Source organism: Chryseobacterium sp. StRB126 (assembly GCF_000829375.1).
Lineage (GTDB): Bacteria > Bacteroidota > Bacteroidia > Flavobacteriales > Weeksellaceae > Chryseobacterium.
Genome location: NZ_AP014624.1, coordinates 3,468,115 through 3,483,724, shown reverse-complemented (window position 1 = coordinate 3,483,724; position 15,610 = coordinate 3,468,115). Strand labels below are relative to the sequence as shown.

Annotated in this window: 10 protein-coding genes, 1 tRNA gene and 1 pseudogene; all 12 read left to right on the top strand. The window is 37.6% G+C overall.

The window, feature by feature from the left end; genetic code table 11:
* Positions 1 to 34 precede the first annotated feature (34 nt).
* The 12 genes and pseudogenes from CHSO_RS15840 to CHSO_RS15780 all read left to right on the top strand — a co-directional run bounded on the left by CHSO_RS15840 (position 35) and on the right by CHSO_RS15780 (position 14,974).
* A complete protein-coding gene (locus tag CHSO_RS15840) occupies positions 35 to 1,813 on the top strand; it encodes a TonB-dependent receptor (protein ID WP_045497985.1) in 1,779 nt (592 codons plus the stop codon).
* Between the two features lie 69 nt (positions 1,814 to 1,882).
* Positions 1,883 to 1,954, top strand: a tRNA-Arg gene (locus CHSO_RS15835).
* Between the two features lie 532 nt (positions 1,955 to 2,486).
* Complete coding sequence (locus CHSO_RS15825) at positions 2,487 to 2,873, top strand: hypothetical protein (protein ID WP_045497979.1); 387 nt, start codon at positions 2,487 to 2,489, stop codon at positions 2,871 to 2,873.
* 141 nt (positions 2,874 to 3,014) lie between these two features.
* Positions 3,015 to 7,362, top strand: a pseudogene (locus CHSO_RS15820) (CusA/CzcA family heavy metal efflux RND transporter).
* Positions 7,363 to 7,364: 2 nt separating this feature from the next.
* Positions 7,365 to 8,510, top strand: coding sequence for an efflux RND transporter periplasmic adaptor subunit (locus tag CHSO_RS15815; protein ID WP_045497976.1), 1,146 nt, complete (start codon positions 7,365 to 7,367; stop codon positions 8,508 to 8,510).
* A 38-nt stretch (positions 8,511 to 8,548) separates the two neighbouring features.
* Positions 8,549 to 9,013, top strand: coding sequence for a heme-binding domain-containing protein (locus CHSO_RS15810; RefSeq protein ID WP_045497973.1), 465 nt, complete (start codon positions 8,549 to 8,551; stop codon positions 9,011 to 9,013).
* A 76-nt stretch (positions 9,014 to 9,089) separates the two neighbouring features.
* A complete protein-coding gene (locus tag CHSO_RS15805) occupies positions 9,090 to 11,597 on the top strand; it encodes a cation-translocating P-type ATPase (RefSeq protein ID WP_045497970.1) in 2,508 nt (835 codons plus the stop codon).
* 50 nt (positions 11,598 to 11,647) lie between these two features.
* Positions 11,648 to 12,037, top strand: coding sequence for a hypothetical protein (locus CHSO_RS15800; RefSeq protein WP_045497968.1), 390 nt, complete (start codon positions 11,648 to 11,650; stop codon positions 12,035 to 12,037).
* Positions 12,038 to 12,144: 107 nt separating this feature from the next.
* Positions 12,145 to 12,588: a thioredoxin family protein gene (locus CHSO_RS15795; protein WP_045497966.1), complete on the top strand. Its 444-nt coding sequence runs from the start codon at positions 12,145 to 12,147 to the stop codon at positions 12,586 to 12,588.
* A gap of 3 nt (positions 12,589 to 12,591) precedes the next feature.
* On the top strand, positions 12,592 to 13,518 hold the full coding sequence (locus CHSO_RS15790; RefSeq protein WP_045497963.1) for an FAD:protein FMN transferase: 927 nt from the start codon (positions 12,592 to 12,594) through the stop codon (positions 13,516 to 13,518).
* On the top strand, positions 13,515 to 13,745 hold the full coding sequence (locus CHSO_RS15785) for a DUF4266 domain-containing protein (protein ID WP_045497960.1): 231 nt from the start codon (positions 13,515 to 13,517) through the stop codon (positions 13,743 to 13,745). The genes CHSO_RS15790 and CHSO_RS15785 overlap by 4 nt, the downstream gene beginning before the upstream one ends.
* Before the next feature lie 38 nt (positions 13,746 to 13,783).
* Positions 13,784 to 14,974 (top strand): DUF3570 domain-containing protein, encoded by a 1,191-nt coding sequence (locus CHSO_RS15780; RefSeq protein ID WP_045497956.1) that lies wholly within the window; start codon positions 13,784 to 13,786, stop codon positions 14,972 to 14,974.
* The last annotated feature ends 636 nt before the right edge of the window (positions 14,975 to 15,610 follow it).

Here is a 15,610-nt window from a genome sequence, read left to right as displayed (position 1 = left end):
GATTGGCATGGATACATAAATACAAGAAGTAGTAATGAACAGAAAAATTCAATTATTATCCATCATATTTTTAGGGGTTTCGCAGTTCGCGTTTTCCCAGATCAAGGAGGAGAAACTGGTTCTTAATAAAAAGAGAGAGCCGGAAGTGAAGAAGATCGAGAAAAAGAAGACTTCCGTGGAAACCATTAAAAACTATCCACCGGAAGAGAAATCCCAGAATCCTGTAAAGTATACCATTACAGACGTTCCTGCGGTTTCTGACTTCAAGACTTCTACCATTCAGGGAGAGGATGTGGCTCCGAAATTTGACGGAACAGCTCAGAATAACTATGTCCAGTTCGGAATGGGAAATTATGGGAAGATTCTGTTGGATGGAAATGTATCCAAAACCCTTGAAAATAAGTTTGAAGTAGGAGCAGATGTGCATTTGCTTTCTACGAATGGTCTTAAAAATGATTACGATTGGAAATCCAAGCAAACTTCCGCAACGATAGGAGCTTTTCTGAACTCTTATGGAGATAAAGGAAAATTCAACATCAATGCTGAATATGGATTGAATAACTATAACTATTATGGGATCTATGCACTGACACCCAATGCGGATGTTGATCTGAAACAGAAAGTTAATCAGTTCAAAGTAAATGGTTACTACGATTTCTATTCTAACGAAATTCTGAATGATGTAAGGGTAAAATCATCATTCTTGAAAGATCATTTTGACGCTCAGGAAAATCAGGTTTCAATTTTGGCTAATTTCTCTAAGCATGCTGTTGAACTTGGTAAATCAGGAATCAACCTGAATGCTGATTTAGGAGTAGGTTTAGAAGCCGTAAAAACAGATTTTGAAATGGTAGATAAAAACTCTTCCAATTTCTTTAATACGAATTTAACTCCAAAAGTAACGTTTAGAAAAGGGGAGTCTTATTTGATGTTAGGATCAGGGTTTTCTTTCCTGAATGCTAAGAATTCAAACAGACTGATGGATCAGGTGAAGAACAATAAAACGTATTGGTTCCCGCAAGCTGAGTTCCAGGTGGCTGCTGCCAAAGAATTTAAATTCTACGGTGGAGTAGACGGTGGTCTTAAGCTTAATACTTACGGAGATCTTCTTCAGGAGAATCCTTACGCGCTTTCTGACCAGTATTTAAAACCTACAGAAACAAAATATCACTTTTACGTAGGATTAAGAGGAGATATTGATGAAATGTTGAAATACGACTTCTCTGCAGGGTTCGGAAAAATGAAAGACATTATGTTCTTTAAAGCAAACCCTCTTTTTGATAATAACTACACCCTGAACCGTGCTGCTTATGACTATGCGAACACATTCTCTGCCATTTATGATGACGGAAATGTAAGTGATATTAAAGGTAGTGTACAGTATTTCCCTTTAGAAAACTTAATGATTGATGGGGAAGTAAGGTTTACAAAGTATAATTTGAAGAACTACGATAATATCTACAACGTTCCTTTAGTGAATGCAAGTATTGGTGCTAAATATACGATGCTTGATAAGAAGTTATTGCTAGGTTTCAAAGGAATTTTCGCAAGCGACAGAACAACAAACTCTTTTTCAATTGAAGGAATTGCAGATGCTTCGGCTCCTAATGGAATGATTTACCGCTCATTAGAAAATACGAACGATAAAGTTGGGGGGTATGCGGATTTAAATCTTTCAGCAGAGTACAAAATTCACAAAAATTTCAGTATTTTCGCACTCGGAAATAATCTTCTAAGCTCAAAATATCAGACCTACAAGGCTTATAAAGTCTTAGGTCCACAGATTCTGGGTGGTGTGAAGATTACCTTCTAAAATATAAGCAATGAATGATAAGTAATTTGAAAATTACTCATTACTTATCTTTATATTACTGATGAATTGGGCTGCATAGTTTAATGGATAGAACTTTGGATTTCGGCTCCAACGGTGAGGGTTCGAATCCTTCTGCGGTCACATTAACAAATGAACAACCTGCTGTTTTACAGTGGGTTGTTTTGTTTTTTAGTGTTTTTCTTTTGTAAATGGTCAAGGTAAATGTTGAGTTGTGATTAAATAATCTTAGAATCATAAATAACCTGAGTTCGGGATAAGACATTTCTTTTTTTAGTAAGTAAGGAAGCCTAAAGCTGGGAGAGGGAAGTGAGCTGAGGTTAAAAAAACACTTACAACCCTGTAATGTATTATTCCTTTAAAGACTTCTTCATCAAATTTTACGGCAACGTCAGAAATTGTAGTTCCGATAGTAACTTCCAGCCTATTATCCTTAATTTTATGATCCCTAACTCGGGTTAAATAGTGTTTACCTTTAATTAACCTCATGGGATATAAAAGATAGAGATAGTATAAGTATACATTACTCCGTAAAAGGGAAGGTTACCAAGAGGAGAAGGCCTCACAGTCCCTAAAAATTATTTTTGATGCTATTAACCAGAAGAACTTCTTATTTAAAATCATTCTTAATGAAAAAAGTTATAATTTTGATGGAGTGAAAAAGCTGATTTCCATATTGTTGTTATCATTATATTTGGTTTCTACAACCGAACTTTACCAGCTTTTGAAGATGCCGCTTCTCATTGAGCATTATATTCAGCACAAAAACCTCAATCCTGAAATGTCGCTTGCAGCATTTCTGAAAACCCATTATGATCATCCTGTGAAAGACAGTGATCACGATCAGGACCAGAGATTGCCATTTGTTTCACATACAAGCCTGCTTTCTGTGGTTTTCACTATTAATCCTTCCTTAGATTTTCATTGTATAGAGAAGGTATTTAATCCTATTGAAATTAAGAAGACCTTTTATAAAAGTGCTCTTTACAATAAAGAAATTCTCAATTCTATCTGGCAGCCGCCAAGATTTAGTCAATCTTAATCTGTTTTTCTCAGTCATTTTTTTTGACTGGGAAGGTATTCTGTTTCTCAGAGAAGTGTCTGTATGTAATGCAGATGCATTGAACCTATGCGTCAGAATACCGGAATTTTATCATGATAATTAAGATTAATCAATCATTATATGCTTACAAAAATCATTGAGTTTTCTGTAAAGAATAAACTCATTATTGCATTGTTGGTATTGGGACTTATTGGTGTGGGCGCCTATCAGGTTACCAAACTGCCGATAGATGCGGTACCGGACATTACCAACAATCAGGTACAGGTTATTACCACTGCGCCATCTTTTGGTGCAACAGATATAGAACGCCTTGTTACCTTTCCTATAGAACAGGCGAACAATAATATTTCAGGATTAAAGGAAATCAGGAGTTTCTCAAGGTTTGGGCTGTCTCTGGTTACCATTGTCTTTGAAGATGATGTTGATATCTACTGGGCAAGGCAGCAGGTTGCCGAAAGGCTTCAGCAGATACAGGCTATTATTCCACAGGGAATAGGAAATCCACAGCTTGGTCCTATTTCCACAGGACTTGGTGAAATTTTTCAATATGTGGTAAGGCCTGAGAAAGGGTATGAGAAAAAGTACAATATCACAGAACTCAGAACCATTCAGGATTGGATGGTAAGAAGGCAGCTTTTAGGAGTAAAAGGAGTAGCGGAAGTAAGCAGCTTTGGAGGCAAACTGAAACAATATGAAATTGCAGTAAATCCTGACAGGCTTAATGCCTATGGAATAACAATCAACGATGTGTTTGATGCATTACAGGCCAACAATCAGAATACCGGAGGTGCTTATATCGAAAAAGGCCCCACAGTTCTATACATCAGGAGTGAAGGGTTAGTAGGAAGTATTGACGAAATTAACAATATTTCTATTGCGACAAAAACAAATGATACTCCACTATTTATAAGAGATATTGCGGAAGTGAAACCTGGCTTTGCGACCCGTTATGGAGCTATGACCTTTAATGACCAGGGAGAAGTGTCGGGAGCTGTAGTAATGATGCTCAAAGGGGAGAACAGTAATCAGGTCATAAAAAATGTAAAGGAAAAAATTGCCCAGGTTCAGAAATCGCTTCCGAAAGGAGTAGTGATAGAGCCTTTTCTGGACAGAACCAAAATGGTGAACAATGCCATTGGAACAGTAGAAAAAAATCTTACAGAAGGAGCATTGATTGTGGTCTTTGTACTGGTCTTATTTCTGGGAAATATAAGAGCCGGTTTACTGGTTGCCTCTGTTATTCCTTTGGCGATGCTTTTTGCAATATGTATGATGAACCTCTTTGGAGTCAGTGGAAATCTGATGAGTCTTGGAGCCCTGGATTTCGGATTGATTATTGATGGAGCAGTAATTATTGTGGAATCTGTTTTACACCAGTTCAGTCATAATTCAAAGTTTAAAAAGATATTCTCTGTCGGACAAGCTGAAATGGATACGGTAGTAATAGATTCTGCGGGAAAAATGATGAACAGCGCCGTTTTCGGACAGATTATTATTCTGATTGTCTATCTCCCGATTCTTACGTTACAGGGAATTGAAGGGAAAATGTTCAAACCTATGGCGCAGACAGTAGCGTTTGCGTTACTGGGAGCATTTTTGCTTTCACTAACCTATATTCCGATGATGAGTGCTGTTTTGCTGAAAAAAAGAAGTGATAAACCTACTTTATCAGACAGAATGATGAAAAAAGTAGAACAGATCTATCTTAGAACTTTACTCAAACTTATTAGAATTCCTAAGACTGTTTTTGCCATAGTGGCTGTCTTATTTATTACAGCAGTTTTCATTTTATCCAAAATGGGAGGAGAGTTTATCCCATCTCTTGAAGAAGGAGATTTTGCAGTTGATACAAGGGTTCTGCCTGGAAGTAATCTTACCACGACCATTGAAAGTACTCAGAAAGCAGCACATATTCTCAAAACCAGGTTTCCGGAAGTGGAAAAGGTGGTTACGAAAATTGGAAGCGGGGAAGTTCCTACCGATCCGATGCCGATGGATGCTTCTGATATGATGGTTATTTTAAAGGATAAAAAAGAATGGACCTCAGCATCCACTTTTCCGGAGCTGGCCGATAAGATGGGGAAACAGCTGCAGGATGTGCCTGGAATTACAGCCAGCTTTCAATATCCAGTACAGATGCGTTTTAATGAATTGATGACAGGGGCAAGACAGGATGTGGTGATCAAAATTTTTGGGGAAGACCTTGATGTTCTTTCACAAAATGCTCAGAAGCTGGGAAAAATTATAGAAACAGTAGATGGAACTCAGAATCTTTATATAGAGCCTGTTTCCGGAATGCCGCAGGTAATCATAGCATACAACCGCCCTTTGATTGCCCAGTATCATTTATCCATTTCAGATATCAACAGGATCGTCAATACGGCATTTGCCGGGCAGAGTACAGGATTGGTTTTCGAAGGGGAAAAACGCTTCGATATGGTGGTACGTCTGGATACTAAAGACCGTAAAAATGTTGATGATATCAAAAATCTGCTGGTTCCTACACCTTTCGGAAACCAGATTCCGCTTTCTCAGCTTGCCAAAGTTGAGGTAAAGAATGGTCCCAACCAGATCCAGAGAGAGAATGCCCAGAGAAGAATTGTAGTAGGCTTTAATATAAAAGGCAGGGATGTTCAGAGTATCGTGCAGGAACTTCAGCATAAAGTAGATCAGAACATGAAACTTCCTACGGGATATTATATGACGTATGGAGGATCATTTGAAAATCTGAATAACGCCAAACAGCGGCTTATGGTAGCCGTTCCCATTGCTCTGGCCCTTATTTTCGTCATGCTGTTCCTGGCTTTTAATTCTGTTAAAGAAAGTTTACTGATTTATACTGCGATTCCCCTTTCCATCATTGGAGGAGTGTTTCTGATGGCGCTCAGGGGAATGCCTTTCAGTATCAGCGCCGGGGTAGGATTTATAGCGCTTTTCGGAGTGGCGGTATTGAACGGAATTGTTTTGATTTCAGAATTTAACCGTCTTCACAAAAGAGGAATTAAAAATATTGTTAGAATTATTATAGACGGTGGAGAGTCAAGGCTTCGTCCGGTTCTGATGACCGCTTTTGTTGCTTCATTAGGCTTTATTCCGATGGCTGTCAGCAACGGAGCAGGAGCTGAAGTACAGCGGCCTCTTGCAACAGTGGTTATTGGAGGATTAATGGTTGCCACTTTTCTTACCCTGTTTGTTCTGCCTCTATTGTATGTAAATATTGAAAAAGGATTTAAAAATGAAAGAAACAAAAAATAAAAAAGAGATATCCGTTCTGATCATTTTCTTATGCTTCGGCTTTGCAGCGCTGGTAAGATCCCAAACTCCTGTTACATTGCAGGAAGCTGTTGATATTGCTTTGAAAAATAACAGAAATCTTAAACAGGAAAAATTGAAGTCAGAATATTCAAAAGCCCTCATCAGTTCAGCATCAGATATTCCTCAAACGGGAGTGACGATAGATTACGGACAGATCAACAGTGCACTTACGGATATGAAATTCGGAATTTCACAGAATATATCATTTCCGACGGTATATAAAAAGCAGAAGAATGTATATACCGAAGAATGGAAAAAGTCTCTGCTAAACGTTTCTCTTAAAGAATATGAGCTGAAGAAAGCAGTGAGTCTTACCTTTTACAATATTTTGTATGGGAAAGAAAAAGAAAAACTTCTTCAGGAAACATTAAAGCTATATACGGAATTTCTTGATAAAGCAAGGATCCGTCTGAAAGCAGGAGAAAGTAATATTTTGGAGAAAACAACAGCATCTAATCAGAAATCAGCTATTGAAATTCAGTTAAAACAATTGAACCAGGAGCTTTCAGTTCTGGGATATCAGCTTCAATGGCTTTTAAATACAGAAACAGATTTTTTGCCTGAAGATCAAAAACTTTTTCATGGAGGGCTTAAAGAGGAATTTAGCTTACATCCAACCATTAAAGTATTGCAGCAGCAGAAAAGTATTTCCGAACAGCAGATTGCCCTTGAAAGAGCAAAGATGCTTCCGGGGCTGCAACTTGCTTATAATCTTAACAGCTTCAGAGGAATGGGAGCAGATGATAAAATATATGGTTCTGCACCACAATTTCATTCCGTACAGCTTGGCGTTTCGCTGCCTGTTTTTTCGGGAGGGCAGAAAGCAAGAATTCAGGCCGCAAAAATTGCTGAATCTGTTGTGGAAAGTGATATTTCCAATATGGAATTCAATCTGCAGAATCAGCGTAAAAAAGTATCCGAGATTTATCAGGTTAACCTAGGCATTGTTTCACAATATGAAAGCTCAGAATTGAAAAATGCCAGTATCATTACAGAAACCGCCAAGAAACAGTTTCTGGAAGGAGAAATTAATTATCTGGAGTTTGTCATCCTTGTCAATCAGGCGGTTTCTTTAAAAAACAGTTATACTGATGCAGTCTGGAAACTGAATCAGAGTGCTATAGAACTGGAATACCTTACTTTAAATCCATAACAATGAAACATAAACTTAAAATTATATCATATTCCTTATCCATAGGATTACTCCTGTTTTACCAATGTAAAGATCATGTAAAACCAGAGCCGTCTGCTGCCCGCCCGAAAGATGAAAATGTTGTCATGCTTACAGATGCTCAATTAAAAAATGCACCTGTAGCAACCACCGTCCTTTCTTTGCAGAAGATCTCCTCCATTTTAAAACTTAACGGGATGATAGATGTACCGCCACAAAATCTGGTTTCTGTTAGTATTCCTTTAGGAGGATACCTCAAATCAAGCAGCCTGCTTCCGGGAAAACCTGTTTCAAAAGGGCAGGTCATTGCGGTTATAGAAAATCCGCAGTTTATCCAGCTTCAGCAGGATTATTTAATGGCGAAATCTAAAATGCATTTTGCCCAATTGGATTATAACCGTCAGAAAACCCTTAACCAAAGTCAGGCTACCAGCGATAAGGTGATGCAGCAGGCTCAGTCTGAAATGAACAGTCAGAAAATCCTGATGAACTCTCTGGCCCAGCAGCTCCGTCTTATCAATATCAATCCTGAATCTCTGAACTCCGGAAGTATTAAGAAAAGCGTACCGGTTTACAGCAGTATCAATGGCTTTGTAAGTAAGGTCAATGTGAATATAGGAAAATATGTGAATCCTTCCGATGTCCTTTTTGAACTCATTAATCCGGATGATATTCATCTTAATCTTAAAGTGTATGAAAAAGATCTGGCGAATCTGAAGAAAGGGCAGAAATTTGCCGCCTATACCAATACCGACCCTGATAAAAAATATTACGGTGAAATTCTGCTGATCAGTAAGGATGTCAGCCCTGGTGGATGGGCTGAAGTACACTGTCATTTTGAAAAATATGATCAAAGCCTTGTACCGGGAATGTATATGAATGCAGAAATTGAGACCAGTACTTCTTTTTCCAATGCTGTTCCTGAAGAGAGTATTGTCAATTTTGAAGGAGAAGACTTTGTCTTTGTAGAAGAAAAAAAACAGACCTACCGATTAACTCCTGTAACATTAGGTGAAACAGAAAACGGGTTTGTACAGATCCTTAATGCTGAGAATTTTAAGAATAAAAAAATTGTCATAAAGAATGCATATACACTTCTCATGAAACTTAAAAATACTGCTGACGAATAGACTGCAGGGGTACAATTATTTTCAAATAAATATAAATAATGAAAACATCATCTTTAATAAAAGCAGGAGCAGGATTTATGGTACTGTTTCTGATTGTAATTCAGTTTTTTGATACTGATAAAAATATAGCGGCCGTCCCTTCAGAAAATGCTATTGAAAAACATTATAGGGTACCGGCTCATGTGCAGGAATTATTAAAAGCAAGCTGTTATGACTGTCATTCAAATACCACATCTTATCCATGGTATAATACTATACAGCCTGTAAAATGGTGGCTGCAGGATCATGTCAACTCAGGAAAAAGGCATTTCAATTTTGACGAATTTAATAGCTATTCAAGAGAGAAAAAATTAAAGAAGCTTGATGAAGTTACAGAAACCGTCAAAAATGGGGAAATGCCACTTACATCCTATACTGTCGTTCATCGGAATGCAAAGCTGTCTGATACTCAAAAATCAGAAATAGAACAATGGGTGAAAGAAATGAAACAACAGATTGAATAGTAAGTTGTTAAAAAACGGGAAGAGTATTCTGATATAACAAAAACAATCAGTAAATTTAAGATCATATCCATTTCATATGAATTACAATATACCGCACAATTTGAAAGGACTTACAGAAGCTGAAGTAGAAGCTTCCAGAAAAAAACACGGATATAACCGCCTGGAAGCGGTTAAGAAAGAATCATGGGCAGACCTCCTTCTCAACATTCTGAAAGAGCCGATGTTGATTCTGCTTATATGTGTTTCCTTCATTTATGTACTTACAGGAGATTATGGAGAGGCATTGTTTATGTTTGCTGCCATTGTAGGTGTTACGGCGATTTCTTTTTATCAGGATAACCGCAGCAAGAAGGCACTGGAAGAACTTGAAAAGCTTAATGAACCTTTGAGTAAAGTGATCAGGGGTTCAAAGATCATAGATATTCCTACTTTTGAAATAGCAGTTGGAGATCTGTGCATTACCGAAGAGGGAAATCTTATTAATGCTGATGGAAGAATTGTTCACAGCAACGATTTTTCTGTCAACGAATCTTCCCTTACAGGAGAGAGTTTTTCTGTTTTCAAGGATAGCAGATCCGAAGATAATAAAGTGTACAGCGGAACAATCACAGTTTCCGGGCTTGCCGTTTTTGAGGTCGAAAACATCGGAAAAGAAACTAAAGTAGGAAAAATAGGTCAGTCTATACTGGGTATAAAAGCAGAAGCATCTCCACTGCAGATTCAGATCCGGAACTTTGTAAAGGGGATGGCCGTTATCGGAGTCATCATCTTTCTGGCGGTATGCATCTTCAGTTTTGTTAAAACAGGAGATTTTGTGACCAGCTTACTTAGTGGACTTACATTGGCAATGTCTGTTCTTCCTGAAGAAATTCCTGTAGCCTTTACTACTTTTATGGCTTTAGGTGCCTGGAAGCTGATGCGGGAAGGAATTATCATTAAAAGAAGCAGTATTGTAGAGACCCTGGGAAGTGTTTCAGTAATCTGTACAGATAAAACAGGTACGATTACGGAAAACTCCATGAAGTTGAAGCATCTTTATGACTATCGTTCCGACAGGACTTATGAAGAAAAAGAGTTTGGAACAAAAGAGCTGCATGAGCTTATTGATTATGCGATGTGGAGTAGTGAGCCTGTACCTTTTGATCCTATGGAAATAACACTGCATAAGATCTATGAGCAGACCCGGAAGCCTGATCAAAGAAAAGATTATCAGTTATTTCACGAATATCCGCTGGAGGGCAAACCGCCCATGATGACCCATCTTTTTGAAAATGAACAGAAAGACAGAATTATTGCTGCTAAAGGAGCCCCGGAAGCCATCATCAGTGTTTCCAATCTTTCAGAAGAAGAAAAAAATAAAATAAGAAAGTTAATAAAGAACTTCGGAGAGCAGGGATACAGAGTGCTGGGTATTGCCAGGTCTCATTTTGAAGGAAATGATTTTCCGGATAAGCAGCAGGATTTTAGATTTGATTTTTTAGGATTGACTGTATTTTATGATCCTCCTAAAAAAGGAATAAAGGAAGTATTTAAACATATTTACGAGGCAGGTATTAAAGTAAAGGTAATTACCGGAGACAATGCTGATACCACCAGAGCTATTGCACAGCAGGCAGGAATAGAAGGCAATACTCCGCCTGTCAACGGAAGTGAAATTACTACCTGTTCAGAAGCAGAAATAATAAAGCTTTCTGAAAATACCACTTTATTTACAAGAATGTTCCCCGAAGCAAAACTACAAGTGGTTAATGCACTGAAGGAACAAGGCCATGTAGTAGCGATGCTGGGGGATGGGGTAAATGACGGCCCTGCTTTAAAAGCCGCTCATATCGGAGTGGCAATGGGAAATAAAGGAACTGAAATTGCTAAATCAGCTGCAGCATTGGTTATTACAAATGATGATCTGGATAAACTTGTTATAGGAATAGCTGCCGGACGTAGAATCTATGCTAATATAAAAAAAGCGGTTCAGTATATTATTTCCATTCACATCCCTATTATACTTACTGTTTCCCTACCTCTGTTTCTGGGCTGGGTATTTCCCCACATATTTACGCCTGTGCATGTGATTTTTCTTGAACTCGTCATGGGCCCCACGTGCTCTATTGTTTATGAGAATGAGCCTATGGAAAAAAATGCAATGCAAAAGCCTCCAAGAGCACTTACGGAGACGTTTCTGAACTGGAGAGAGCTCACGATAAGCATTATTCAGGGGCTTGTGATTACGGCAGGAATATTATGGCTGTATCAGTATTCTGTCAGCCATGGAAATGATGAAGCCAAAACCAGGGCATTGGTTTTCGCTACGCTTATATTTTCCAATATACTGCTGAGTCTGGTGAACCGTTCTTTCTATTACAGCATGCTGGAGAGTTTTAAGAACCGGAATATCCTGCTTGTGGGGATATCCGTACTGGTTGTGCTTCTTCTGCTGATCATTCTCTATGTAGCTCCTGTTTCAGGATTTTTTAGTGTTACCGCTCTCAGCATAAAAGAACTTGGACTGGCACTGTTCACTGCTTCAGTTTCTGTACTGTGGTTTGAAATTTATAAACTCATAAAAAGGTATTATTTTAGGAAATAATTAACATGGAAAAATAATCATCCATAATAAAAAAAATATAATTTTGATTTGTGAAAAAGTTGATTTCCATATTGTTGCTGTCACTCTATTTGGTTTCTACAACCGAAGTGTATCAGCTGTTGAAGATTCCGACTTTGGTAGAACATTATTGGGAGCATAAAAAGCTGAATCCGGAAATGTCTCTCACCGCATTTCTGAAAACTCACTATGATCATCCCGTTAAAGATGGTGATTATGATAAAGATCAGAAATTACCCTTTGTCATTCACACAACACCATTGGTATTGATTTTCATTATTGGAGATACATTTCATTTTGAACTTAAGAACGATCATTTTAAGCAAATAAAGTCCCGGAAAATACCTTCAAAGAATGACAATTTCTGCTATAAAGGCTTTCTTAGGACAGCCTGGGAACCACCAAGGAATTTGTTTTCCTGATACTTTACACAAAACCGGTCTGCATTCGCTGTAGACCATATATACTGTATGCCATGAGTTGGTGTACGGTGTTCAACTTAATAATAATCACTATCCATTTTAAAATAATGAAAACACTATTTTTAACCCTGATGATGGGTATGTTTTCTATTGGCATTATGGCTCAGAGCCGTTTTGAAAATGCCAAAAAAGAGGCTGCTGCCAAAAACGAACTTATTTTACTCAATTTTTCTGGCTCTGACTGGTGTATTCCCTGCATAAAGCTTCATAAAAATATTATCGAAACAGAAGATTTTAAGAAACTGGAAGCAGAAAATATTATGGTTTATATCAATGCTGATTTTCCAAGAAATAAAAAGAACCAGCTTTCTGCTGAAATAAAAAAGGAGAATGCTGCGCTTGCCGATCAATATAATCCAAAAGGACTGTTTCCATATACTCTTTTACTGGATCAGGATGGAAAAATATTGAAAAGCTGGGAAGGACTGCCTTCCGAAAGCGCTTTGGCTTTTAACAAGGAAATACGGGATATACAACAGCAAAGAAAATAAAAGATGTTAAGAGAATTCAGAAAGCCTCAAAGGCTAATGGGGAATGCTTTTGAAATTACTGTAGTAGATGAAAATGAAAAAAGTGCTTATCTGCATATAGATGCGGCGGTAGCCGAAATTCAGAGAATTGAAAAATTGCTTACCACTTTCAGTGAAAACAGTCAGACCAGCCTGATCAATCACCATGCGGGAATACGGCCTGTAAAAGTAGATCGGGAAGTATTTGATCTGATTGAAAGAAGCCTTCGCATTAGCCGCATTACTGACGGATATTTTGATATTTCCTACGGAGGAATAGATAAAAGTTTCTGGAATTTTGACCGTGATATGAAACAGCTTCCGGATCCAAAGCTTATAAAAGATCATTTAAAACTGGTGAATTATGAGAATATTCTTCTCAATTCCGAAGATCAGACTGTTTTTCTTAAAGAGAAAGGAATGAGAATCGGTTTTGGAGGAGTCGGAAAAGGGTATGCTGCTGAAATGGCAAAAAGGCTGCTTCAGAAAAGAGGCATGCCATCAGGAATTGTGAATGCATCCGGTGATCTTACCACATGGGGAACGCAGAGTAACGGAAAACCCTGGACAGTAGGAATTGCAGATCCGGATCATGCAAAACAACCGTTTTCTTACATGAATATTACGGATATGGCTGTGGCAACCTCTGGAAATTATGAAAAATTTGTCATTATCGACGGCAAAAAGTATTCTCACACCATCAATCCCAAAACCGGAATGCCCGTTTCTGGAGTTAAAAGTGTTACTGTTTTCTGTCCTAATGCAGAAATAGCAGATGCTATGGCAACTCCTGTCGGAATTATGGGAATAAACACAGCGTTGGATCTGGTGAATCAGATCCATCAGCTGGAATGTATCATTATAGATGATGACAATACCGTCTATTCATCTCAAAACATTAATTTACAATGAAAAACAATATAAAAAAAATAGGGACCGGCCTGGTGGCTTTTATTATCATGATCCTTATCCATTCATGTACTGCTTTAAAAGAATACGAAAAAAGTAAGCTCAATGATGCCGAAATGGCATTGGGCAACAGGACTATAGAAAAGACAGAACTTAGTTTCCAATCCTACAGAGAGGGCTCATCAGGAGCTAACTCCGGAAAAGTGGGAGGGGGTTGCGGATGTAATTAGAGAGCTATTACAGTTGGTAAAATTTAAAAGAATCAGACATGAAAAAAATTGTAATAAGTATATGGGCTCTCTTTGGGTTCATAAGCTCTAAGGCACAGGAAAACACTAATACAGCTCCGTCCAAAAAACTAACCTTTGATGAAGCCAACCTTGTATCCAGTTATTACCATCAGGACGGAAACAACTCTGCTGTTACCGGGGGAATAGGATCGGAGAAACTTACAGATCTTTCCAATACGATTGACGTTACGATGGTAAAATATGATAGCAAGCAGCGGAAAAATAAATTCAATCTGAGTGTAGGAATAGATCATTATACCTCAGCTTCATCAGATATGATTGATCTCAAAGCCAATTCTTCTGCCTCTCATGCGGATACCAGAATATATCCTTCACTACAGTGGAGCCGTGAGAATGAAAGCAAAGGGAGTACTATTTTCGGAGGAATCTCGTTTTCTACAGAATTTGATTACCAGTCTTACGGGGCCAATATTGGTTTTGCCCAGAAAACGGCCAACCGGATGGGAGAATTTACTGCAAAGTTTCAGACCTACTTTGATCAGGTAAAGCTGGTAACTCCAATAGAACTGCGTACAGGAAACTCAACAGGCAGAGAGCATGAAAACTATGGAACGAGCGGAAGAAATACCTTTGCTTTATCTTTAGCCTATTCCCAGATTATCAATCAGAATTTTCAGATTGAATTTTTGACAGATGCTGTACAGCAGACCGGCTTTCTAAGTCTTCCTTTTCATAGGGTCTATTTCACAGATGGTTCTGTTCATCAGGAGACACTTCCAGATAAAAGATTTAAGCTTCCATTGGGAGTGCGTGCTAATTATTTTCTGGGAGACCGGTTTATATTCAGGACCTATTACCGGTACTATACAGATAGCTGGGGCGTCAGATCAAATACTTTCAATATTGAGACCCCGGTAAAAATATCTCCTTTTGTTTCGATAAGCCCGTTCTATAGGTATTATTCTCAGAAAGGAACCAAATATTTTGCTCCTTATGAACAACATACAGCTTTTGACGATTATTATACAAGCAATTATGACCTGTCTACCTTTAACAGCAATTTTTATGGAGCAGGGATCCGGTTGAGTCCTAAAAATGGATTGTTTGGCATAGAACGTCTGAATATGCTGGAGATAAGATACGGACATTACACAAAATCTGTAGGAATGAATTCTGATATTATTTCTCTGAATCTGAGATTCAAATAGTTGAAAATCATAAAAATTAAAAACTGCTTTAGTCTGTTTATTTTTATGAACAGATTAAAGCAGAATAATTTATATAAAATCAGATTGTATTAGTTTATACATTAAAAACATTATTATTTTAATCAAGATTTGAAAAATTAACACAGTTATCCATAAAAAAACAAGTTGAATTATACTAATGACGACCGGTATTTACACAGCTTATTTAGGATAAAACTTTGTTAACTTAGTCAAATGATCTATAAAAGTGTTCGAAAACTGTATGGTTGTGGTTTACAAAAGCTCCTTTTTTAGGAGCTTTTATTATTATCCCCCAGAAACATATTTAGTAAGGTAGGATCCGGAACGATTTGTATAACCGCATTACTGTATGCTTAACACCGCTCTGTACTGTGTTATTTTAAACACAAAGTAATAGCACTACTGAAGTAAACTTATAGTCCTTAGCTTTTATGTTCAGTATAGTTTTTCAACGGAAAGATGTTATAAAGTTTATGGGGTTAATTCGCTGGAATTAAATAAATTAATAAGGTGAATCTATTTATGTTTTTCTACATTCTAAACCAATGCTTTCAGTGGTTAAAGCGCTGAAATTTTCAATAAAACTATTAATTTTTCCATATTTAATTTAATAAA